The organism is Nocardiopsis sp. SBT366 (genome assembly GCF_001083815.1).
GTDB classification, from domain to species: Bacteria; Actinomycetota; Actinomycetes; order Streptosporangiales; family Streptosporangiaceae; genus Nocardiopsis; species Nocardiopsis prasina.
This window is the reverse complement of the sequence record NZ_LAVM01000022.1, coordinates 49,138-72,178: the sequence shown is the minus strand read 5'-3', so window position 1 is coordinate 72,178 and position 23,041 is coordinate 49,138. Positions and strand designations below refer to the sequence as shown.

18 protein-coding genes and 1 pseudogene are annotated in these 23,041 nt (G+C 69.0%); 8 read left to right on the top strand and 11 right to left on the bottom strand.

Going from position 1 to position 23,041, the window contains the following annotated elements:
• Positions 1–622: 622 nt before the first annotated feature.
• Both ADX84_RS09260 and ADX84_RS09255 read right to left on the bottom strand, forming a co-directional pair.
• A complete protein-coding gene (locus ADX84_RS09260; protein WP_049570602.1) occupies positions 623–1,063 on the bottom strand; it encodes a DoxX family protein in 441 nt (146 codons plus the stop codon).
• A 198-nt stretch (positions 1,064–1,261) separates the two neighbouring features.
• The gene (locus ADX84_RS09255) at positions 1,262–1,768 is read right to left on the bottom strand and encodes a MarR family winged helix-turn-helix transcriptional regulator (protein WP_049570600.1); all 507 of its coding nucleotides are present in this window, start codon (positions 1,766–1,768) and stop codon (positions 1,262–1,264) included.
• 83 nt (positions 1,769–1,851) lie between these two features.
• Here ADX84_RS09255 and ADX84_RS09250 point away from each other — a divergent pair, with 83 nt between their 5' ends.
• Positions 1,852–2,631, top strand: coding sequence for a dioxygenase (locus ADX84_RS09250; RefSeq protein ID WP_049570597.1), 780 nt, complete (start codon positions 1,852–1,854; stop codon positions 2,629–2,631).
• A gap of 506 nt (positions 2,632–3,137) precedes the next feature.
• A complete protein-coding gene (locus ADX84_RS09245) occupies positions 3,138–3,377 on the top strand; it encodes a hypothetical protein (RefSeq protein WP_017547283.1) in 240 nt (79 codons plus the stop codon).
• A 33-nt stretch (positions 3,378–3,410) separates the two neighbouring features.
• Here ADX84_RS09245 and ADX84_RS09240 read toward each other — a convergent pair whose 3' ends face one another.
• On the bottom strand, positions 3,411–3,989 hold the full coding sequence (locus ADX84_RS09240; protein ID WP_049570593.1) for a TetR/AcrR family transcriptional regulator: 579 nt from the start codon (positions 3,987–3,989) through the stop codon (positions 3,411–3,413).
• A gap of 130 nt (positions 3,990–4,119) precedes the next feature.
• Here ADX84_RS09240 and ADX84_RS09235 point away from each other — a divergent pair, with 130 nt between their 5' ends.
• Positions 4,120–4,728 carry a dihydrofolate reductase family protein gene (locus ADX84_RS09235; RefSeq protein ID WP_049570589.1) on the top strand — a complete coding sequence of 203 codons (609 nt, stop codon included), beginning with the start codon at positions 4,120–4,122 and terminating at the stop codon, positions 4,726–4,728.
• 128 nt (positions 4,729–4,856) lie between these two features.
• Here the strand turns inward: ADX84_RS09235 and ADX84_RS09230 are convergent, their stop codons facing one another.
• Complete coding sequence (locus ADX84_RS09230) at positions 4,857–7,316, bottom strand: beta-glucosidase (protein ID WP_049570585.1); 2,460 nt, start codon at positions 7,314–7,316, stop codon at positions 4,857–4,859.
• Positions 7,317–7,482: 166 nt separating this feature from the next.
• On the opposite strand from ADX84_RS09230, the gene ADX84_RS09225 reads away from it, so the two are divergent.
• Positions 7,483–8,136, top strand: coding sequence for a TetR/AcrR family transcriptional regulator (locus tag ADX84_RS09225; protein WP_049570583.1), 654 nt, complete (start codon positions 7,483–7,485; stop codon positions 8,134–8,136).
• A 91-nt stretch (positions 8,137–8,227) separates the two neighbouring features.
• On the opposite strand, the gene ADX84_RS09220 is transcribed toward ADX84_RS09225, so the two are convergent.
• Positions 8,228–9,544: an Ig-like domain-containing protein gene (locus tag ADX84_RS09220; RefSeq protein ID WP_049570580.1), complete on the bottom strand. Its 1,317-nt coding sequence runs from the start codon at positions 9,542–9,544 to the stop codon at positions 8,228–8,230.
• Between the two features lie 341 nt (positions 9,545–9,885).
• Here ADX84_RS09220 and ADX84_RS09215 point away from each other — a divergent pair, with 341 nt between their 5' ends.
• Together ADX84_RS09215 and ADX84_RS09210 are read left to right on the top strand one after the other, a co-directional pair.
• Positions 9,886–10,209 (top strand): multidrug efflux SMR transporter, encoded by a 324-nt coding sequence (locus ADX84_RS09215; RefSeq protein WP_049570579.1) that lies wholly within the window; start codon positions 9,886–9,888, stop codon positions 10,207–10,209.
• 16 nt (positions 10,210–10,225) lie between these two features.
• A complete protein-coding gene (locus tag ADX84_RS09210) occupies positions 10,226–10,804 on the top strand; it encodes a TetR/AcrR family transcriptional regulator (protein ID WP_082206363.1) in 579 nt (192 codons plus the stop codon).
• A 5-nt stretch (positions 10,805–10,809) separates the two neighbouring features.
• Here ADX84_RS09210 and ADX84_RS09205 read toward each other — a convergent pair whose 3' ends face one another.
• Positions 10,810–12,831, bottom strand: a complete 2,022-nt coding sequence (locus ADX84_RS09205) for an AarF/ABC1/UbiB kinase family protein (RefSeq protein ID WP_049570578.1) — start codon at positions 12,829–12,831, stop codon at positions 10,810–10,812.
• Positions 12,832–13,622: 791 nt separating this feature from the next.
• On the opposite strand from ADX84_RS09205, the pseudogene ADX84_RS25360 reads away from it, so the two are divergent.
• Positions 13,623–14,399: pseudogene (locus ADX84_RS25360) on the top strand (alpha/beta hydrolase); the annotation flags it as partial.
• Entirely contained in the window at positions 14,392–15,216 is an 825-nt protein-coding gene (locus tag ADX84_RS25980) for a hypothetical protein (RefSeq protein ID WP_156208054.1), read from the top strand. The pseudogene ADX84_RS25360 and the gene ADX84_RS25980, both read left to right, overlap by 8 nt.
• 122 nt (positions 15,217–15,338) lie before the next feature.
• Here ADX84_RS25980 and dacB read toward each other — a convergent pair whose 3' ends face one another.
• The 5 genes from dacB to ADX84_RS09170 form a co-directional block, all read right to left on the bottom strand.
• A complete protein-coding gene (gene dacB / locus ADX84_RS09190) occupies positions 15,339–16,913 on the bottom strand; it encodes a D-alanyl-D-alanine carboxypeptidase/D-alanyl-D-alanine-endopeptidase (protein ID WP_049570562.1) in 1,575 nt (524 codons plus the stop codon).
• Between the two features lie 168 nt (positions 16,914–17,081).
• A complete protein-coding gene (locus ADX84_RS09185) occupies positions 17,082–19,298 on the bottom strand; it encodes an ABC transporter ATP-binding protein (RefSeq protein WP_049570558.1) in 2,217 nt (738 codons plus the stop codon).
• Complete coding sequence (locus tag ADX84_RS09180) at positions 19,295–20,221, bottom strand: ABC transporter permease (protein ID WP_049570554.1); 927 nt, start codon at positions 20,219–20,221, stop codon at positions 19,295–19,297. Before ADX84_RS09180 ends, ADX84_RS09185 begins: the two co-directional genes overlap by 4 nt.
• Positions 20,214–21,224, bottom strand: a complete 1,011-nt coding sequence (locus ADX84_RS09175) for an ABC transporter permease (RefSeq protein WP_049570551.1) — start codon at positions 21,222–21,224, stop codon at positions 20,214–20,216. The genes ADX84_RS09180 and ADX84_RS09175 overlap by 8 nt, the downstream gene beginning before the upstream one ends.
• Positions 21,225–21,306: 82 nt before the next feature.
• The gene (locus ADX84_RS09170; protein ID WP_199776531.1) at positions 21,307–23,019 is read right to left on the bottom strand and encodes an ABC transporter family substrate-binding protein; all 1,713 of its coding nucleotides are present in this window, start codon (positions 23,017–23,019) and stop codon (positions 21,307–21,309) included.
• Between the last annotated feature and the right edge of the window lie 22 nt (positions 23,020–23,041).

The following is a 23,041-nucleotide window of genomic DNA, read 5'->3' as shown; positions in this document are numbered from 1 at the left end:
CCGATCGGCCATTGTGGATAACCCGTTGTGTGTCGTGTTCGTGTGCTAGGCGAATCCCCACTTGTGTCTTCGCTGCTGCTTTTCCGCCACTCACCTGGACCGGCCGCGACACGCCCCACCGTCCATTGCAGGCCTGGGGGCGCACCCTCCCTCGCCGCCGCTTTTCCGTCACCCACCTGGACCGGCCGCGACACGCCCCACCGTTGAACACCGGCCTGGGGGCGCACTCTCCCTCGCCGCTGCTTTCGTCACCCACCTTGACCAGCCGCGACACGCCCCACCGTCCACTGCAGGCCTGGGGCCGCGCCCTCCCTCGCCGCTGCTTTCGCCACCCACCTCGACCAGCCGCGACACGCTTCACGTTGAACACGAAGCCTGGGTCGCTTCTCCCCACCCGGAGAAACCTGTCACGAAACACGGACCCTCCCTGCCGCCACGCGAAGTGTCCTTCGGCCACGCCAGCATGTCCGGCATCCACGGTCCACTGAGCCCCACCCCTGGCCCCGGACAGCACGAACGGCCGCCCAGCACCGGTGTGGGCGGCCGCGTCAGCGGTGCGAGTCCGACCGGGGTGAAGTCACGGGCCCCTGGTCAGGACGGATGCCGAATCAGTCCGTGCGGTTCAGGCCGACACGGCCTCCTCGGTTCCGCGCGCCTGGCGGACGCGGCCCCAGGGCATCAGTCGGTCCACCGCGTGACGCCCGCCTGAGAACCCGAGGGCCAGCGCGGCGACGCCGAGGACCAGCGGCAGCTCGTAGCCACCGACCAGCGGGGCGCCGACGTGGGCGAAGAAGTACGCCCCGACCATCATCAGGGCGAGGGACAGGCCCGCGAGCGGGAGCGCGAACCCGATGACGAGCGCGACGCCGGCGCCCACCTCGACGGCCGCGGCGATGGATGCGGAGAGCACGGGGAAGGGCACACCCAGCGCTTCGAAGCCCTGGGCGGCGCTGCCCAGGTCGGTGGCCTTGGGCAGGCCGTGGATGACGAAGACGACCCCGATGACGACCCTGGCGATCAGGGCGGTGAGATCGCCGATCCTGATTCTGAGAGATTCGGTCATGGTTGTTCCTGTTCTGCTGTGAGCGGGTATCCCGGGATCAGGTGGATCTCGTGGGAGTCCAGCTCCAAAGCTTGAGGTCACAACCTTTTCCCGGGAAGCAATATGTTAGTACGTATCCGTGCCAACACATAGCGTCCGCGCGAGCGAATTGGACCCGTCCCCCGTTCACCCTGGTCAGGGCAGAGAACAGAACCCGGATCAGTCCCGGACGCCGACCCCGTCGGGGTCCGGGTACCTGGGCTCCTCGCCCTGCGGATCGAGCGCGGACAGCATGGACTCGGAGATCGCCCGCAGTTGCCCCACCTGCTCGGCGCTGAGCGTGTCGAACAGGACCCGCCGCACCTCGTGCACGTGCCCCGGCGCCGCGTCCTCCAGCGCCTTCATCCCCAGCGGCGTGATCTCCACGATCACGGTGCGCCGGTTCTCCGGCCGCTTGTACCGGTGGATCATCCCGTCGCCCTCCAGCCGCGCGGCCGCGTGCGAGAGCCGACTCGGCGACGACCGCAGCAGGCGGGCCAGCCGGGTCATCGTCAGCTCACGCCCCGGGGCCTCGGACAGCATGGCCAGGATCTGGTAGTACGCGTGCGGCAGCCCGGAGTCATGCCGGAGCTGACGGTCGAGTGCGCCGTCGAGGAGGTTGACGGCCATCAGGAAGGCACGCCAGGTGTGCTGCTCGCCATCGTCGAGCCAGCGCGTCTCGGCCATCGGACCTGTGCCCCCAGAAATACTTGAGCGTTCAATTGTGTTGGAACCGAACACGGTCCACAACCCCGATCCCGGAGGTCGTCATGGCGACTCGCATGCCCACGCTGTACCTGAGCCACGGCGCACCGCCCCTCGCCGACGACCCCGAGTGGACCCGTCAGCTGGCCGACTGGTCCGGTGACATCACCCGCCCGAAGGCGATCCTCGTCGTCTCCGCCCACTGGGAGGACGCACCGCTCACCGTCGGCGCGACCAGGGACGCGACCCCGCTGACCTACGACTTCTGGGGTTTCCCGCAACGCTACTACGACGTGACCTACGCCGCCCCGGGCGCTCCGGGACTCGCCGAGCGGGTCCGCGAACTCGCCACTGGTCCGGGTGGCACCGTCCACCAGGACCCCACCCGGGGACTCGACCACGGCGCCTACGTCCCCCTGAAGGAGATGTACCCGGACGCCGACATCCCGGTGCTCCAGGTCTCCATGCCGACCCTCGACCCGGCCCGCCTCCTCGAACTCGGCCGCCGCCTGGCGCCCCTGCGCGACGAGGGCGTCCTGATCATGGGCAGCGGTTTCACCACCCACAACCTCCGGGAGATGTCCCGCCAGGCCCACGGCGACGCGCCCTCGTGGTCGGTCGAGTTCGACGACTGGACCCACCGGGCCGTCCTGGACCGCGACGTCGACGCGCTCCTGGACTTCCAGCACAAGGCCCCGGCCGCCGCTCTCGCGCACCCGCGCAGCGACCACTTCGCACCGCTGTTCGTCGCCCTCGGCGCGAGCCTGGACGACCACGGTTCCGCCGCCTCCACGGTGGACGGCTTCTGGCACGGGCTGGCGAAGCGGTCGTTCCAGTTCGACTGAGAAAAGGGGCCTCCGGTCCGTCCCATGACGGTGGATCCGTGGGGATCCTGCTCAGGGTCGAGGGTCGCATCAGGTACCTGCACTTCTGGGGGCACCAGGCCCCGCCCAGCGGCGTGTCGGCGAGCTGCCTGACGAGAGCGCGGAACGCCCCCGGTTCTGGCACGGCCGCAACCTGCTGGGCTTCGCCCTGATGGAGGCCAGGGCGAGGCTCGCCGAGGGGACCGACTGAACGGGATCCGTTCTCCCCGATTTCACTTCGGATTCCTCCGTTCACCCTGTGTGGCGACCACCGCGCGAGTAGAGTCCGAACACGCGGACAGCACGGTGCCCCGGCACCCGCGCCTGTTTCCCGCCCTTGGCGCATGAGCCAACACACCCCCGGCCCGACCTCGCGGCCCGCCCCGAGGTCTCGCCGTACCCGGGAGACAGATCCCCCAGCTTCGTCGAACGCGCGTGTTCCGGACTCCACCGTCCTCACTTTCCAGGACGACACTCAGGGGATTCCCATGGCCTACTACCGCATCCAGCTGAACGACGGCTCCTCCCACACCCTCCAGGCGGTGCGCCTGCGGACCGACGCGAGCAGCCTCTACCTGGAGGAGCGCGCGGCCGGGGACTGGCGGGAGGTGTTCAGCAACCCGATCGGCGAGGTGAGCCGCGTCCAGCGCCGGTTCACCGAGAACGACGGCACGTGGACCTGGCTGCCGGAGCGGCTGCCCGCTCCGGTCGGCGTCCGCGCCTGGTGACCCCGGCCCGGGCCCCGAGCACGGGGCCGGACCTCAGCCCTTGAGGGTGAGCTGGGCGATCACCCGGTCCACCAGCCCCTCCAGGTCCCCCTCGGGGGCCAGCACCCCGGGCAGCGTCAGGTGCTCGGTGACCAGCCAGTTCATGGCCAGGTACAGCACCAGCACCGTGTCGCGGCCACCTGGCATGGCGCTCTGCTCGTGGAAGGCGATGTTGGCGTCCAGGTCGGAGCGGACCCGCGCGGTGAGGTCGGCGCGCAGCTCCGGACGGCGGGTGGCCTCCAGCTGGAGTTCGAGCGTGGCAAGGTACACGTTCGGGTTCGCGGCCAGGCGCGTGACCGTGGCGCGCATGACCTCGGCGATCTTGGCGCGGTCCCGGGGCCCCTCCAGCACGTTCTCCCACTCCTGCTGCTCGGGCATGAACCGCTCGTAGGTGCGGATGCTGGTCTGGGCGAGCAGGTCCTCACGGTTGGCGAAGTAGTTGGAGGCCGTTCCCACTGGCACACCCGCGCGGGTGTCCACGGCCCGGAAGGTGAGCCCCCGCGCTCCCTCCTCGGCGAGTGTGTCGATGGCGGCGTCGAGCAGCGCGGCGCGCCGCCCCGGGTTCCTGACCATGTGCTTTCCCTTTCGTGCGCCGAAATCCCACGCGAGCGCTTGGCAAACCACTATGCGTGGAGTACTTTAATTGAAGTACTTCAATCATAGTGGTCATCCGGCCCAGGCAGTACCCCTTCCAAGGAGACACATGCGAACCCTCACCTACTTCGTCGCGGTATCGATCGACGGCTACGCCTGTGGCCCCGACAACTCGCACGACTTCTACGAGGCACCCGACCCCGGCGGCGAGCTCGGCGACAACGGCCAGTTCCACGTCGACGAGTACCCCGAACTCCTCCCCACCGTGGCACGCGGCCACCTGGGTCTGGACGTTCCCAACAAGCACTTCGACACCATGCTCCAGGGCCGCGGCTCCTACGAGGTCGCCCTGGACGAGGGCGTGACCAGCCCCTACGACCACATGCGCCAGATCGTGTTCTCCCGGAGTCTGCCCACGGACGTCGACCCCAACGTGACCGTCGTGGCCACGGACCCGCTGGAGACCGTCCGCGCACTCAAGAAGGAGGAGAGCCCCCTGGGGATCGTCACCGTCGGCGGCCCGGCCATGGCCGGGTACCTGCTCCCCGAGATCGACGAACTCGTGATCAAGCGCTACCCCGTCGTCGCGGGGAACGGCCGCCCCCTCTTCGAGGGAGCGGCCTTCGACCCCGCGCGCTTCGAGCGGTTGAGCAGCACCAGCTTCAGGGGCGGCGCCGACTACACGCTCTTCCGTCGCCGCGTCTCCACTGCGGCGTGACCCCGGCGTCCCCGCGGCGCGGTTCCGGTCCCAGTTGCCCTGGTGGGGGCCGCGCAGCCGCCGAGCGCCGCGACGGAACCCGTGGCCCAGGCCGGTTCCTTGGGGAAAACCTGCTGGGGGGAGGGGGATCAGCCCACGTCGAAACGGAGACGGTGCGCGATGGCACGGCTGGAGGAGCCCACCGCTAGGTGGTAGGTGCCCTCCGGGGTGCGCCAGGAGTGAGCTACGGGATCCCAGACCGCGAGGCTGCGCGGTGGGAGTTCGAGGCTGACCGTGGCCTCCTCCCCCGGTGCGGCGTGCACGGAGGCGAAGGCGGCCAGGGAACGGACCGGTCGGGTCGGGCCTCCGTCGGCGGGTGGCTCCACGTACACCTGCACCACGTGGCGGCCGGGCCGGGCACCGGTGTTGGTGAGGGTGACCGCGACGGTGAGGGGCTCGGGGGCCAGGCCGTCGACGAGGGTCCCGGCCCCGAGGGAGTCGGCGGCCAGTGCGGCACCGGTGATCTCCCAGTCGGTGTAGCCGAGGCCGAAGCCGAAGGGGCGGTGGGGTTCCACACCGTCCCGGTCATAGGCGCGGTGGCCGACGAACACCCCCTCGTCGTAGGTGATCACGCCGCCCACCGGGCGGGTGTCCATGATCGGGACGTCGTCGTGGTCGCGCGGCAGGGTCCAGGGCAGGCGGCCGGTGGGCTCGGACCGTCCGGTGAGGGTGTCCGCCAGGGCGTGGCCGTACTCGTGGCCCCCGAACCAGGACCACAGGACGGCGGGGACCTCGTCCAGCCAGGGCAGCAGGACCGGGGCTCCGGCGTTGACCACGACCACGGTGTTCGGGTTGGCGGCGCTGACCCGGCGGACCAGTTCGTCCTGGCTGCCGGGAAGGTCCAGGGTGGGCCGGTCGTAGCCCTCGGACTCGACCTCGTCGTTGGTGCCGACCACCACCACCGCGACGTCGGCGGCCTCGGCGGCGCGCACCGCCTCCTGGATCTCCTCCTCCACGGTCATGCCGGGGGGCTGGTGGCGGAGCTGGGCGATGACCGCACGGCCGAAACCGCCGAAGTCGCCGACCTCCACCTCCACCCCGATCCGGAGCGTGCGCGGCGCGCCCTCGGCCACCTCGACCTCCACGCGGGGGGCGTCGGGGTGGGAGTGACGGGACTCCAGGATGTCGTCGACCGAGGCCGGGGCGGCGCTCCCGCTGACGATCTCGCCGTCGATCCGGCTGGTGTGGCAGCCCACGGCAGCGATCTCCACGTGGTGGGTGCCCGGCTCGGTGAGGGTGAGTTCGGCGTCCAGCACGGCGCGCACGGCTTCCTTCGGCGCCCCCGCGTGCAGCGCCCCACCGGCGATCTCGGGCCCCTCCACGGTCGCCCCAGCGGCGTCGAACAGCGTCAGGGCGACCCCGGTGAGGTGCTGTCGCGCCACCACCGGAAGGTGGTGCCGCGGGTCGCCTCCGCGTACCAGGGTGAGTTCCACGTCGTCCGGCAGCGCCTCGCGCAGCCCCTCTGCCGGACTGACCAGGTACTCGGAGTTCACGTGGGCGCTGCCGCCGCCCTGGGTGTAGGCGTCCACGGCGTTGGGGCCGATCAGCGCCACGCTACGGACCCGCTCGGCGGCGATCGGGAGGACGCCGCCCTCGTTGCGCAGTAGCACGTGACCGCGTGAACCGACCTCGCGCAGGAGGAGCCGCTCGTCCTCGCCCTCCACCGCCGGGGAGGTGTCCCGGTCGAGCTTCCCGACCCGCTCGGCCAGCCGCAGCAGCCGGGCGACCTTGTCGTCGATCACTGCCTCGGGGACCTCGCCCGAGCGGACTGCCGCCACCAGGGCCTCGCCCCAGGGACCGTCGGGTCCGGGCATCACGAGGTCGGTCCCGGCGTTGGCCGACGGCGCGGTGCTGCGCGCGGCGGTCCAGTCGCTGCACACCACCCCGTCGAAGCCGAGTTCGCCCTTGAGGAGGACGGTGAGGAGCCCGCGGTGGTCGGTGATACTGGCGGCCTCGGAGCCGTCGTCCACCCCGTTGTAGGCGGCCATGACCATCCAGGCCCCGGCGTCCACCACCGCTTTGAAGGGCGGCAGGTAGACCTCGCGGAAGGTGCGCTCGTCGATGCGGGAGTGGTAGGCGGTGCGCTCCCGCTCGGTCTCGTTGCCGATGAAGTGCTTGGGGCAGGCACCCACCCCCGCGCTCTGGAGGGAGCGGACGAAGGCGGCTCCGAGCTCGGCGGTCAGGAGGGGGTCCTCGGAGAAGCACTCGAAGTGACGGCCGCCGACCGGGGAGCGGTGGAGGTTCAGCACCGGGGCCAGGACCACGTCGACGTCCTTGCGGCGGGCCTCGGCGGCGAAGAAGCGGCCCACGCGCTCCATGAGCTCGGGGTCCCAGGCGGCGGCGACCGCCGTGGGGCTGGGGGCACTGGCCGAGTGCTCGTCCTGGGTGGCCTCCGTGCCGCGCACCCCCGCCGGGCCGTCGGAGACGGTGATCGGAAGAAGGCCGACGTCCGGGTTCCCGTGCAGAATCCATCCGGTGCGCCCGGTGAGCAGACGCACCTTGTCCTCCAGGGACAGCCGTGCGACGCGCTCGTTCGGTTCCGAAGTCATGGAGCCCCTTGTTCGTGTGATCTGCGTCCACTGCGCCGAGAGACTAGTTACTGAATGTTCATTAAGCAAGAGGCGAACGGAAATCCTCGATAGCGTGGGGTGAGGGCGGGCACCCCCCGTAACCGGCCCGGAGTACCCGCGCGGTACAAGGAAGTGGAGAGCAGGCATGAGCGAGACGACCCCCACGCGGACGCGTTCGGAGGAGGGGCGTCCACCCGAACGCGCACCGCGCCGACGGGTGAACCGGCGTGAACAGATCCTGCGCACCGCCGCCGACGCGTTCGCCTCCCAGGGCTTCAACAACACCTCGCTGGCCGACATCGCGGCGATGCTCGACATCACCCCCGCCGGGGTGCTGCACCACTTCGGGTCCAAGACCGACCTGCTCACAGCGGTGCTGGAGCTGCGCGACACCAACGACCCCGCCCCCGAGGGCAGCGGCATGCTCGACCACCTGGTCGCCACCGCCCGCCGCAACGCCGATCGCCCGGGGACCACCCAGCTGTACGCGGTGCTCTCCGCCGAGAGCGCCACCGCCGAGCACCCCGCCCAGGAGTGGTTCCGGAAGCGCTACACCGTGCTGCGCCAAGAGGTGGAGGCGGCGGTCCTGGACCGGATCGGCTCCGAGCACCGGGAGGCCGCGGACACGCCGGGGCCGCACGGCCACTCCCCCGCCCGGTCGGCCGCCACGGCGGTGCTGGCCGCCATGGACGGACTCCAGGTGCAGTGGCTGCTGGACCCGGAGGCGGTGGACATGGCCGCCGTCACCGAGCTGGTCATAGACGCCGTCGTCGCCGGGCTGAGCCGCTCCGAGCCCTGAACGACCCCCTGGCAGCACGAAGGGCGCCGCGGTGCCGTTGGCACCGTGACGCCCCTGGATTCGTCCGAACTACCTCACTGCCCGGGACCCGCTACAGGTCCTCGCCGTGCACGGAGCCGGGGGTCCCGTCGGTGGTCGCCTGCGGCTCGGAGGTCTCGCTGCCCTCCAGCCACTCGTCCCAGGACTTCTGCCAGTAGCCCCAGCCGTTGTCCCACTCGAACTCGCGGTCGGTACCGGTGGTGTCGAGGATGTCGCCCATGAGGGTGTTGTTGAAGAACCACTGGGCGTCGTCCATCCGCAGGTTGGTGCAACCGTTGGAGGTGTTGGCCGAGCCGATGTTGCCGTTGTAGGACGCCTCGTGCACGAACTCGCCACTGTTGGAGGTGCGCACCGCGTACTGCACGTCCACCAGGTAGGAGCCGGGGTCGTCCTCGGGGATGCCCACGGTCGCGGAGTCCATGGTGAGCTGCTCGTAGCGCTCCATCATCACGTGGGTGCCGGTCGTCGTGGTGTCGAAGCGACGGTTGGCCGCCCCGTTGCTCACCTCGATGACGCGTTCCTCTTCGCCGTCGATCTCGATGATCATCTCGTGGTCGGGCACGTGCATGGTCGCGATCAGCTCTCGGCCGATCTCGAAGTCGATCTGGTAGTTCCGCACCCCGAAGACGCCCTCGGACGCCTCGACGCCCGCGAGGTTCAGGTCCACGGTGACGTTCTGGTACGGCTCCCAGTACTCCTCGGGCCGGAAGACCGCCATCTGGTCGGTGACCCAGTTCCAGGCGCCGACGGTCTCCTGCTCGGCGACCACGTTCATGGAGTTCTCGACCTGCGCCTTGTTGGTGACGGGCATGTCGAAGTTGATCACCACGGGCATGCCGACACCGACGGTGTCACCGGAGCTCGGGAAGTTGGAGACAAGTTCGAGGCGCTGCCCGGCGACGGCCTCCTCGGTGGTGAACTCGGAGGTGAACTCGGTCTCCTCACCAGCGTCGTTCTCGGCGGTCGCGGTCACCACGACCTCGGAGCCGGGGCGCAGGTTCCAGTCGCTGACCCACTCCGTCTCGTCCTCGTTGAGGGTGCCGGTCATGGCGTAGAGGCCGCCCTCGGCGTCCCCCTCGCCCTCACCTCCGCCATCGCCCTCGGCCGCCGCCTCGCCGACCACGACCTGGTCGACTCTGACGTCGGTGATGACTCCCTGCTGGGCGTTGACCCGGATGGGGGTGTTCGGCGCGATCTCCTCGCCACCGGCCTCCGGTGTGATGCTCAGCGCAGCCGGCTCGGCGTCGGCGGGATCGGCGTTGCTCTGCGTCTCGGCGTCACCGGAGGTACAGGCGGTCGCTGCGAGAGCGAGCGCCACCAGACCGATGCCGAACCGCCGCGTCACCGCCGGGTGGGACTTCCCCGTCACGTCTGGACCTCCGTAGCTGAAACTGGAACCGATCTACTGCACTGAGTAAGACGCTCCCGCACGGAAAAGGTTCTGATCTCGTGCGTATCGGTATGGAGCAGTTATCCGAAAGAGGGCGAACTGTCGCACTCGGGAGCGCCGAGAATACACCCAGGGGGTACGGGCGTGAGCCACCGGGGGGAGGGTTCCGGGCTGCCCGGAAGCGCTTCTGCGCTTGCCCTGCCATCATGCCCGACCTAGAATCTTGGTCATCCGATCAGGTTGTTTCTCCGGAGAAACCTGCTCGAACGACCAACTTCTTCCGGGGTCACCCCGACCCCACCGTGTGACTGGGGGAACCCATGCCTTGGTTCTGGCTCGCCGGAGCGATCGTTCTGGAGGTCTTCGCCACCACCTCCCTGAAGTTCTCCGAGGGTTTCACCAGACTCCTGCCCTCGATCTTCGTGGTGGTCGGCTACCTCGGCGCGTTCTACATGCTCTCGCAGACGCTCCAGCGAGGTATGCCGCTCGGGGTGGCCTACGGGGTGTGGGCCGCCCTGGGCGTGGCCCTCCTCGCCGTCATCGGCGTCCTGTTCCTCGGGGAGTCCCTGACCTGGATCCAGGTGGGCGGCATCGCCCTGGTGATCGCCGGGGTCATGGCCCTGGAGATGGGCGGCCAGCACTGACCGGCAGGATGGTGACGTGAGCACCAATCAACCGGAACGGGATCCGGAGAACATCAGTGACGGCCGCCTCCGCAAGGGCGAGCTGCGGCGGCGCCTGCTCCTGGACGCCACCATGGAGGTCATCACGCGGGACGGCGTCTCCGCCGTCAGCCAGCGCCGGGTGGCGGCCGAAGCGGGGGTCCCGCCCAGCACCGTCACCTACTACCACGCCTCCGTCGACGACCTCCTGGTCGCCGCCCTCACCAGGGTGAACGACACCTACGTCGCGTACATGGACACCCTCCCCGAGGACCCCGACCAGGCCCTGCGGGGTTTCGCCGCCCTCATCGCCGAGGGCACCGATCCCGACCGGACCCACGCCCTGGCCGAGATGGAACTCTTCCTGCTCGCCGCCCGACGCCCGGCTCTACGCGAACAGACCGACCGCTGGATGGCCGCGGTGGACGCCTTCCTCGTTCCCTACCTCCCCGACCCCGAGCTGAGGGCCGGGGTGGCCGCGGCGGCCAACGGCTACTTCCTGTGCTGTTGCACCACCAGCCCTCCGCCGGGCGCCGAGGAGGTCCACCGGGTCCTGCGCCGCCTCATCCGCGGCTGACCCGGTCACCGCCGCCCCCTGTCACCGCCGTCCCGGACCATGTCCACCAACAACCGCAGCACGAACATGGCCGTGGCGGCCAGCAGCACCCAAGCGAGCAGGTTGAGCGCCTTGGTGTGCGTGGCCAGCTCCGGCCAGGACACCCCCTGCGTCTCGGTGACGTTGAACAAGCCCACCGACATGAACCCCGTGACCACGGCCAGTACCGTCATGACCGCCCGCCACACCACCGAGCGCAGGAGTCTTCGGTCCTCGGGGTGGGCGAACAGCCGGGCCTGCACGGTGAACCGGCCCTTGTGCAGCTGGTCGGTGATCCGGTCGAGTCTGCGCGGCAGCCGCCGCAGCGTGGGCAGCAGGGCGATCAGTTCCGCGGACGCCATCTCGCGCAGGTTCCCGGTGCCCAGCTGCTCGGACATCCGCGCCCCGGCGTACCGCTTGGCCTCGGCCACCGTGTCGAACCCGGGCGACAGGTGCACGAGCGTCCCCTCCAGCGTGGCCAGGGCACGGAACACCCCGGCCAGCTCCGCGGGCAGCACCAGCCCGAACCGGGTGACCAGCATCAACAGCTCGGTGAACATCCGCATGCTCGCGGTGGTGCTCCCGTGCAGGTAACGCGCCATGAACTGCCCCAGCGAACGACGCAGCCGCTCCGCGTCGATCTCCCCCGGGTCGTCGACCACGTCCAACAGGGTGTCGGTCAGCAGGACGGCGTCGCCCCGGTCGATGGCCAGCAGCATCATCTGGAGGGCCTCCCGGGTCCGGGCGTCCAGACGCCCCACCGACCCGTAGTCCAACAGACCCACGCCGCCCCCGTCGAGCACCAGGATGTTGCCCGGATGCGGGTCGGCGTGGAAGATCCCGCTCATCAGCACCTGCTCCAACAAGCAGTCCAGCAGGACCCGGGCGATGCGCTCCGCCTCCTCCGCCGAGAGGTCCCCGCCGCCCACCTGGGTGCCGTGCAGGCGCTCCATCACCAGCACCCGACGACCGGTGTAGGCCTCGTACACGCGCGGGATGCGCACCTCCGAACCACCCGTGGCGTCCGCGACGGCCGCGATGTTGGCGGCCTCCACCTCGAAGTCGAGTTCCTCCAACAAGGCCCCGGCGAACCTGTCGGCCAGGTCGAGCACCCCGATCGCGGGCCCCCAGTCCGTGTACTCGTCGAAGCGGCGGGCCAACCTGCGGATGATGTCCAGGTCACGGCGGACCACCGGAACGATCCCGGGGCGCTGCACCTTCACCACTACCTCCTCACCCCCGTGCAGCCGCGCGGGGTGGGCCTGCGCGATGGAGGCGGCGGCCAGGGGCTCGGGGTCGAACGCGGCGAAAACCTCCTCCAGGGGGCGGCCCAGCTCGCCCTCCACGCACTCGCGAATCCGCTGGAAGGGCACCTTGGCCACTTCGCTGTGCAGACGCCCGAGCTCCTCCACGAACACCGGCGGCAGCAGGTCCCGCCGGGTGGCCAGCACCTGCCCCAGCTTCACGAAGACCACCCCGGCCTCCTCCATGGAGCGAACCAGGGAACGGGCCAGGCGCCGCTGCACCGAGGTGTCGTCGATCCCCTCCCTTCTCCCCAACACGTAACCGCCCAGCCCGTGCCGGGCCAGGATCCACAGGATGGGCCGGTACCTGCCGAGGCGCCCGAACCAGTTCCGGGCCTCCCTGACCATGGCCACCGGCCGGAACCGGGTGCCCCGGGGCAACAACAGCTCCAGGCCGACGAAGGCGAGCATGGCGCCCACCGCCATGGCGAAGAGCATGAGCGACACGTACGCGGGCTGGTCCAGGTCGGCCGGTTCGAGGGAGTTGAGCGCCTCGAAGCTGCCGTAGTAGGCCAGGATCGCGCCCACCGAGCCCAGCGGAGCCCCGACCAGCGCCGCCAGGGCCAGGCGCGGCAGGTTGAACGGCACGTCCATGAGCCGACTGGCCAGCTTGCCCAGGCCCAGCAGGACCAGGACCAGCGCGACCAGCGACACGACCTGGCCGACGACCATGCCGAACACCGAGGTGACGGTCAGCGTTTCCATCAACGTCCTTCAGAGGAGCCGGGTGTGAGAGAGGGGGGCTTTCAACACTGCCACCCCGGGCCACCCACCAACAGCCTCCGTCTCCAGCCTGTGGACAACGCTGAGGGGCCCAAACCACATGGCCAGCCCCGGCCATCCCCCGAGCGCCCCGCAGTCACGTGACCTCCCGTAACACCCGATTCGATCGCTCCAGGCGCCGGGACGCGGTCCCACAAGCGCGACAAATTCCGTGAGAATCGAAACCGTGCCTCCCCATGGCGCATTCACTCAACACGGAGCAAGCGAGACGCGCGTGAAGCCGGAAGTGGAGAGGCCGACCCGTGAAGTTCGTGTTCACCCCCGGCCAGGATCCCCCCCGACCCAGAACCGTCCCTACCGACGTACCCGCTGACCCACACCCCTCAGCGCGTATCGCGGCAGCCGCGAGCGGATGCACACGCCCACCTCGACTTCCACCGGCTCCACACCGCCCTGAACCGCATGCAGTACACCGTCCAGACAACCCTTCCCCGAACCCGCCACCCACCGACCTGGATCCGGAGCCGGGTGTTCCGCCCCGAGGCATTCGAGATTCAATTATGAAGAGGCCGAAGCCCGCGCCCTGGGCCGCGACAGCATCCCACCGTGGCACGCGCAGCCGGGGTCAGCGAGACAACAGTCTCCCGCAGAGTCCGCGAAGTGTGTGTTCCTGGCTACTTTCTGGCACATAAAGGGGGCTCACGTTCCCTGTCTCTGGCGAAGACCACCCCTACCCCCTTTCCACATCCTGGAGCCTCACTAATGGCTCTGGTCGGGCGATCATCTCCGAGGGAAACCCTGACACCGCCGATAACGTCGCCACCTTGGTTCCGGGAATGACCAACAGCTGGAAGGACGTCCCGGAGACGATGGAACGCGGAGGGAATCTCAACGAGCACATCCCCGATGGGGACACTGCCGTTATCTCATGGCATGGATATGCCGCCCCTTTGAATGGAGAGGGTCATCCCGCATCGCCCGATCAGTTCGATTTTGCAGCAGCCGGAGAGGAGCTTGCTGCTTTCCAGGAAGGATTGCGGGCGTCTCATGAGAACGACACACCTTCGCACAATTCAGTGTTCGGACACAGTTGGGGAACGATGGTTGTGGGTCACGGAGACAGTCGCACAGACGAGCACGGACTGAACGCTGATGCTATCGCCTTCGTGGGAGGACCAGGGGCAGGTGTGGAATCTGCCGCAGAGTTGAGCACACCGGAGGAGAACGTACATGTCATCCTCTCGGACGAGGACATAATCGAAATCGTCGATATGGGGCGCGCCCTTTCCGGGAGCATCGAAGACACCTTTGGGACTTCTTTCTTTGAAGATGAATTCTTCACCAGCGACCCTGACTCCCCGGGCGGAATCAAAGGAATTACCATGATTCTCAGCATGTACAGAACGGGAAAAGCGACTTGGAGAGGCACGACCATTCCGGTTACTTCTACGAGGAATCGGCCGCCCTCAATTACATGGGCGGCGTGGCTGGAGGAAGGTAGAAGACCTTTGCCGTTTGATGTGATGGGCTACGGTGGTCGGAGTGGATGACAACCGCATCGCCCTGTTCGCACGGTTCTGGGTCGCGCTGACCATGACTGTGCACGGGACGTTCGGGGCTCTCCTCATTTACGCCCTGTCAAGGTCCCTGGACGAACTCGCTTCGGCTCCCAACGTCGTGGCAGCGGTGATCCTCGCAGGATCAGCCGCCTCCGCCGGCTGGGGACTGCACCGGTCAAAGAGGAGCCGAAGGTCGATCTTCGTCCCTCTTGCGTGCTCCCCGATACCGGTCGCCGTCTTCTTGCACTGGGTGATGGTGCCCTTCTCACTGCCGCCTTCCCTGGCTGATTCCACGTGGTCCCTGTACGCAATGTGGGTAACACCGAGCCTTCTTGCCGCAGTTTCCGGCCTTTTGGCATCACTTTCCGAGAAGAACGACGATCATCCGAAGGAACCGCACGAAACAGGGGATACCGCAGCCCCCCTACCAATTGTGTCGAGCGTTGCGGCGATCCTCATCTACGCAATCCTCGGCGTCCTCATGTTCGCTCTCACCGCAGGGTTCTCAAGAGCCTACATGCCCGGATCTGTGGTCGCGGGAGCGATCGCCCTGTGTTTACCCTTATTCATCCTGGTTGTCGGCCTCTCTTCCGCACTAGCAAGACATAGTGATAGAGCCCGCCCCATCCTCGTCGCCGGTCTGCTTTCCCTGGTTGTCATGTTGCCCACCCTCTTGTTCGCGGCTGGCGGGTTCGGCCTTCTCTTCTGTCTCGTTGCCGCCCTTCCCCTGATCTGGCCGACCGCACGTGCGCGGCAGATCGTTCGGGCCGAAAGGGCCGAGAGGGATGCCCGGGCGACCCTGGCGTGAGCAGCGCTGTGAGGTAGCAGGGCTCGTACGGGAGAACCCTTCGGGTGGCCACGCACAACGCTGAGGGGCCCACGGGATTCCTCTCCCGTGGGCCCCTCCGCTCAGCTCTGCGGATCAGAGGATCAGCAGGTCAGCTCCCACGAGCACTCCACCGCTCCGCCGTCCGTGACTCCGCCGCGCAGGGCGACCGTGCCCGACCCTGCCTGGTTACCCACGTACTCGGCCAGCCTGACCACCACGGCGTCCTGCACGCCGGTGGGCGCACCGCCCGTGTGTTCGTTGTTGACGATGCTGAAGTACAGCTCGGCGCCGTCCGGGCCCTGCACGTAGCCCGACAGGGCGCTCACCCCGGTCATCGTGCCGGTCTTGGCCTGCGCCGCTCCTTCGGCGGCGGTGCCGCGCATCCGGTTGGCCAGCGTGCCACCGACGAACGGGTCGCTGTCGCCCGCCACCGGCAGCGAGTGGTGCCACTCCTCGTACCAGGCGGCGTCCTTGGCGCTGTCGAGCAGGTCGACGACGGTGTTCGCGGTGACACGGTTGCCCCGGGACAGCCCGGAGCCGTCGGTGAGGACCAGGTCCGAGGTGTCCACGCCCGCCTCCTGAAGCGCGGTCTCCTGGGCCGCCAGCCCCGCCTCCCACGAACCCTCACCCTGGAGCTCGCGCCCGAGGGTCTTGGTCAGCATCTCGGAGTGCCCGTTGTTGCTGAACTTCATGAGCGGGACCAGGACCTCGTTCAGCGGCATGGAGGTGTGCTCCCCCACCACCCTGGGCCGGTGCCACTCGGCGGGCACCTCGCCCTGGGCGACCTCGCCCTTCACGGCCACCCCGTTCTCCTCCAGGGCCCGCGCGAACAGGTGCCCGGCCAACCCGGCGGGCTCGTCCACGGTGCGCACGGCCACCACCGGTCCGGCGTTCACCGACAGCGACCCGGTGACACTGATGGTGTTGGTGCCCACCGGACGGTCGACCGTGATTCCGGTGCCCTGCCCGGCGGGGGCGGTGACGGCCTGGTTGTCGAGCTCGACGTAGCCCTCTGCGGCGCCCAGGTCCACGTCGACGGGATCGCCCGCGGAGGCGGCGGTGACGGTCACCTCGGTCACGCCGGTGTCGTAGCGCTCGCCGTGGGCCACCGTGAGCGCGGAGATCTGCGCCGAGTAGGCGTACGCCTCGTCCTCGGGCCACCAGTCGTCCACGAGGCGCTGGTCGTCGAACCACGAGTCGTCGGCGAACACCTCACCCACCGAGGTCACCCCGGAGGCGGCCACGTCCGAGGCGAGGGAGTCGAGGTCCTCGGCGTTCAGGGTCGGGTCACCGCCGCCGACAAGGTACAGCTCCGGCACGTCGCCGCGTCCGGGCCGGCGTTCCACCACGGCCTCGGTGGCGAAGGTGTGCTCGCCTCCCAGCGCCTCCAGCGCGGCGGCGGCCGTGAAGATCTTCATGTTCGAGGCGGGCAGCAGCTGGGTGTCCGCGTCCCGCGAGTAGAGCGTCTGGCCGGAGTCGGCCTCGGTCACCACCACACCGGAGGTCGCGCCCTCCAGCGCGGGATCCGCGAGGATCGCGTCGAGGTCGGTGCGCAGGTCGTCGGCGCGTTCGGCCTGCTCGGCGGTGTCGGCCCACGACGGCGCGACGGGGGTGAGGGCCACCAGCGGGGCCACGGCCAGTGCGACCAGCCAACGGCGGGGGGTTGCGGGGGTCATGTGTCTCCTCCGGAAGTACCGATCGGGAGCATGCCAGGAGAACGTAACCGACGGTTTCCGTCCACGCCAGGACGCCACCGGCGGTTCGATGGCAAAAGGGGCGTCTCAAATGGGCCCAGACGCGTACGGGGCGGGCCGGGAGTCCCCGACCCGCCCCGTGTGCGGCACCTAGATGAGTTCGATCGCCTTCGAGTAGTGGCAGGCGTCCCGGTGGCCGGTGCCCCGGTCCTTCAGCTCCGGCGGCTCCTCCACGCACCTGGCGCGCTCGGCGTCCGAGAGCTCGTTGGCGAACTTCGGGCAGCGGGTCCGGAACCGGCAGCCCGAGGGCGGGTTGGCCGGGCTCGGGATGTCACCCGTGACGGTGATCCGCTCCCGGGTCCGCTCCTTGACGGGGTCCGGCAGCGGGATCGCCGAGATCAGCGCCTGCGTGTACGGGTGCGCGGGCGCGCTGAACAGCTGGTCCGTCGTGGCCGTCTCCACCATCTTGCCGAGGTACATCACGGCCACGCGGTCGGCGATGTGCTTGACCACCGAGAGGTCGTGCGAGACGAACAGGTAGGACAGCCCCAGCTCGTCCTGGAGGTCCTCCAGCAGGTTGATCACGCCCGCCTGGATGGACACGTCCAGCGCCGAGACCGGTTCGTCCAGCACCAGCACCCTGGGGTTGAGCGACAGGGCCCGGGCCACGCCGATGCGCTGACGCTGGCCCCCGGAGAACTCGTGCGGGTAGCGCGAGCCGTGCTCGGGGTTGAGCCCCACCAGTTCGAGGAGCTCGGACACCCGCTTCCGGGCGTCACGGTGCCCGCTCCCGTGGATGCGCATGGGCTCGGCGATGATGTCCGAGACCGTCATGCGCGGGTCCAGGGACGCGAAGGGGTCCTGGAACACCAGCTGGAGGTCCTTGCGCAGCGGCCGCATCCTGCGGTCGGAGAGGTCCTGGAGCGGCTGACCCATGTAGGTGACCTCGCCCGAGGTCAGCTTGATCAGGTTCAGCAGCAGGCGCGCCGTGGTGGACTTGCCGCAGCCGGACTCACCCACGAGCGCGAGGGTCTCCCTCTCACGCAGGTCCAGCGAGATCCCGGAGACCGCCTGCACCGCACCGACCTTGCGCCGCATCAGCCCCTTGGAGCGGATCGGGAAGTGTTTCACCAGGTCGGTGGCGGTGAGCAGGACCTCGGGCTCCGCCTTGGCGGCCACCTCACGACCGGCCTCCGCGCCGAGCTCCCCCAGGTACTCCTCGCGGGCCTCGGCCACCTGCGACTCCGCAGCCTCCATCTCGGCGACGGACCCCAGGCCCTCGGTGTCCACGGAGGTGGGCCGGAAGAGGTCACTCGCCTCCGTGTCCGCGAGTTCCTCGCTGAAGTGGCAGGCGGCGGTGTGCGCGGTCTCGCCGCCCTCCTGCGGGCCGTCCTCGATGAGCAGCAGCCGGGGCTCCTCCTCGTGACAGCGTTCCCTGGCCATGGGGCAGCGCGGCGCGAACCCGCAGCCTCCGGGCAGGTCCCGCAGCGAGGGCGGGGCCCCGAGGATGGGGGTGAGCCGGTCGCCGCGGTCGCCGTCAAGTCGCGGCAGCGACCCGAGCAGCCCCAGCGCGTAGGGCATGCGCGGCCGGTAGAACACATCCTCCACCGACCCCATCTCCACGATCCGGCCCGCGTACATCACGCCCACCCGGTCGACCTGACCGGCCACCACGCCGAGGTCGTGGGTGATGAGCACCAGGGCGGCCCCGGTCTCCTCACGGGCCCTCTGGAGGGCGTCCAGCACCTGCGCCTGGACGGTCACGTCGAGCGCCGTGGTGGGCTCGTCCGCGATGATCACGTCAGGGTCGTTGGCCATCGCGATCGCGATCACCACTCGCTGGCGCATACCGCCGGACAGCTCGTGCGGGTACTGCCTGAGCCGCTGCTCGGGGGACGGGATGCCCACGATCTCCAGCAGCTCCAGTGCCCGCGCCATGGCGACCTTCTTGCTCACCTTCCGGTGGGCGAGCACCGCCTCTGCGATCTGGTAGCCGATCGTGTACACGGGGTTGAGCGAGGTCAGCGGGTCCTGGAAGATCATCGCGATCCTCTGCCCCCGGACCTCGCTGATCTGCTTGTCGTTGAGCCCGATGATCTCCTGGCCCAGCAACCGGGCCGAGCCCTCCACGCGCGCGTTCCTGGGCAGCAGGCCCATGATCGCCATGGAGGTCACGGACTTGCCCGATCCGGACTCCCCCACGATGCCCAGGGCCTCGCCCCGGCGCACCTTGTAGGAGACCTGCCGGACCGCGGGCAGCGGGCCGTCGTCGGAGGGGAAGGTGACGCTGAGGTCGCTGACCTCCAGCACCACGTCGTCGGTGTCCGCCACGGCGGTGTGTTCCTTGTTCTCGTACTCAGTCGTCATCGCCGCACCCTGGTCTGTCGTGGGTCGAGGGCGTCCCGGAGGCCGTCACCGATGAAGTTGATCGTCAGACAGATCAGCACCAGCAGCACACCGGGCGGATAGAACAGCCACGGCCGCGTGGACACCGCCGTGCGCGCGCTGCCGATCATCTGGCCGAGCGAGATGTCCGGCAGCTGGATGCCCAGCCCGAGGAAGGACATGCCGGCCTCGGCGAGGATGGCCACCGCCACCAACAGGGTGGCGGCGACGATGATCGGCCCGGCCGCGTTGGGCAGCAGGTGCCGGAGAATGATCCACGGCGCCGAGGCGCCCGAGGCCCGGGCCGCCTCCACGAACTCCTGTTCCCGCAGGGACAGGACCACGCCGCGCACCACGCGCGCGATGGTGGCCCACGAGAAGATCGAGATGATCAGCGCGATCGCGGACCACGAGGTCCCGGCACCGCTGTTGCCCGCGATGGCCGCGGCGGCCACGAGCAGCGGGACGATCAGGAAGATGTCCACGACGCGCATCATGAACGCGTCCACCCGGCCGCCGTAGTAGCCGGCGGTGGCACCCCACACGGAGCCGACCGCCGTCGACAGCAGCGAGACGGTGAAGGCGACCTTCAGAGTCTGCTGGGCGCCGCGCATGAGCTGGCCGAGGACGTCGTGTCCGGCGGCCGAGGTGCCCAGGGGGTGGATGCCGGACGGCGGCTGGTTGCTGGGGATCTCGCGGTAGACCGTGTGGTCCCAGGTCCAGAAGAAGGGTCCGACGAACGCGAACAGGGCGATGAGCCCCAGGAGCACCAGGCTGATCATCGCTGGCCGGTGTCGGGTGAACCGGATCAGGATGGTCTGGAGCTGGGTCTGGTCGGCGCTGCTCTTCTTCCGCTTCTTCGCCGGGTCACGGCGCGCGCTCTTCGACATGCCGTTCTCACTCATAGCGAATCCTCGGGTCCAGCACGGCGTACAGCAGGTCGGCGACAAGGTTGGCCAGGATGACGATGGTGCCGCTGAGCAGCAGCCACCCCATCAGCGCGAAGGAGTCGTTGTTGTCCACCGCGGTGATGAAGAAGTCGCCCAAACCGCGCCACTGGAAGACCACCTCGGTGAGGATGGCCCCGTCGATGACGCCCGCGACGCCGATGGCCACCACGGTGGTCAGGGGGATCAGCGCGGTGCGCAGCGCGTGACGCCTGATGACCGTGTGGTTGCGCAGGCCCTTGGCCCGGGCCAGCCGCACGTAGTCGCTGTTCATCACCTCCAGCATCGAGGTGCGCTGGTAGCGGCTCCACGACGCGAAGCTGATCAGCATGAGCACGATCGTGGGCAGGGCCATGTGCGCGAAGGCGTTGAGGAACTGGTCCCACAACGGTGCGCCCTCCGCCCTGAAACGCCCGTCGCCGATCGTGGCGAAGACCTGGTCGCCCACCAGCTGGTTGAACTTGACCCCCGCCGCCTGCATGATGCCCGCGAACCAGAAGGTTGGCAGCGCCAGGGCGAGGAAGCCGACGAAGGTGAGGGTGTAGTCGAGTTTGGAGTACTGGCGCAGGGCGCTGACCACACCGGTGATGATCGCCAGGCCGAGCGCGAAGACCATGGCCGCGCCCACCAGGCGCAGCGTGGTCCACAGGCGTTCGGCGATGGCCGAGCCGATGTCGTACTGGGGGCCCTGGGTGGAGGGGCCGAACTCCCCCTGGAGCAGCCCGATGTCGCCGTTTCCGCCGATTCCGGTCACCCACAGCCAGTACCGCTCGGGCATGGAGCGGTCGAGGTAGAGCCGCTCCTCCGCCTGTTGCAGGACTTCCTCTGTGGGCGGTGGCTGGGCCATCCGGACGTCAGCGAGCGGGTCACCGGTGACGTCGATCATCACGAAGGTGAGGATGGATGCGAGGACCAGGACGGGTAGCGCGCCCAGGATGCGCCGCATCGTGTAAACGAGCATGGGAGTGATCCTTCAGGGGTGGACGAGGACCGGTCCGGCCCCGGGAGGGTGTCCCGGGGCCGGACCTGGGTGGTGCGCCGGACTAGCTGGCGACGTCCCACTCACCGATGTTGTAGGTGGCTCGGTAGCTGGACTGAAGGTTGTCGTGAACGTTCACGAGGCGGTCGGAGTTGGCGAAGAAGTAGTTCGGCTCCGCCATGATCGGCATGACGTAGGCCTCGGGAACGTGGATCGCCATGGCCTCGTTGGACAGCTCCGCGGCGGTGTCCAGGTCGGGGGCGTTGTCCACCTGCGCGGTCAGCTCGTCGACCTCGTCGTTGGCGTAGCCGCCGAAGTTGCTGCCGCTCTCGGAGTGCCACTGCTGCTGCGGGGTCGTGACGAAGTACGGGGAGCCGGACCAGCCGAACTGGGCGATGTCGTACTCGGCCGCCGCGAGCATGCCGCCGAGGTCGTCGGTCATCTCGATGTTGGTCGTGATGCCGATCTCGGAGAGCTGGGCCTGGATGAGCTGGACCGAGGTGTTACGAACGGTCGAGTCGGTGCTGCGTAGGCGGAACGGGCCGATCTCCTCGCCGTCCAGGGTGAGGTCCTCACCGGACTCGAAGCCCTCGTAGCCGGCCTCCTCCAGGATGCTGCGGGCCTCGTCGAGGTCACCGGTACCCAGGGGCTCGTTCTCGTAGTGGTCGACGAAGTACGGGCTGTCGACACCGAAGGTGTGGTTGTTCTTCAGCTCGTAGTCCGGGTAGCCGGCGCCGAAGTTGCGGTTGGCGATGTCGTCGCGGTCGATCGCGGTGAAGATGGCGCGGCGCAGCTCGACGTCCTGGAGCGTCTCGTTCTTCAGGTTGAGGTCGATGTGCTCCCAGGTGGCGCCCTCGGCGACGGTCACCTCGGCGTTGGCGACGTCCTCCAGCTGGAGGATGACGTCCTCGCTGTAGTCGGCGGGGTTGCCACCGTCGATCTCGTTGTTGACGAAGGCGTTCACGAAGGTGCCCTCGTCGGTGTTGTACGGCATGGTGATCTTGTCGAGCGCGGGCGCCTCACCGAACCAGTTGGGGTTCGGCTCCTTGACGACCTCGTTCTCCAGGTCGCCGGAGGTGATCATGTACGGGCCGCCGGACCACTCGGGACGCTCGGAGTGCAGCCAGGCGTAGTACTCGCCCAGGTCGTCCGGGTCGTCGACGTCCCAGTCGTTCTCCGCGGCGATGTGCGCGGGCAGGAAGCCGCCGGACTGGCCGTGGGCGTCGAACAGCCCCATCCACTCCGGGTCGGCCAGTCCCTCCTTCAGCTGGAAGGTGGCCGTCTTGCCGTCGACCTCGACGGACTCGACCTTGTCGTTGCTGGCGGAGGACCGGGGGTCGCAGCCGGTGCAGTAGCCCTCGTCGGGGCTGGTGCCGAGCATCCACGAGACCCGCAGGTCCTCACCGGTCATCGGCTCGCCGTCGCTCCAGACGGCGTCCTCGGCGAGGGTGATGGACCACTCGAACGGACCCTCGTCGGGGTCGTCGTTGATGAGCTCGGGCTCCTCCGCGAGGACGTCCATGTCGTACTCGTACGTCGCGTCCGGCAGCCACTGGCCGGTGTAGGGGAGCACGCCGGAGAGCATCTGGATGACGTAGACGCTGCCACCGGCGAGGCTCGTGGCCTGCCAGGCGCCGGGGAGGCTGTTGATGACCCAGGTGACCTCCTTGGGGCCGCCGTCGCCACCACCGTCACCCCCTCCTCCACAGCCGCTGGCCACCATGACCGCTGACGTCGCCGCGGCGGCGAGTGCCAACGTCTTTCGGCGCTTGAACATAGTCACACCCTTGATCACTCAT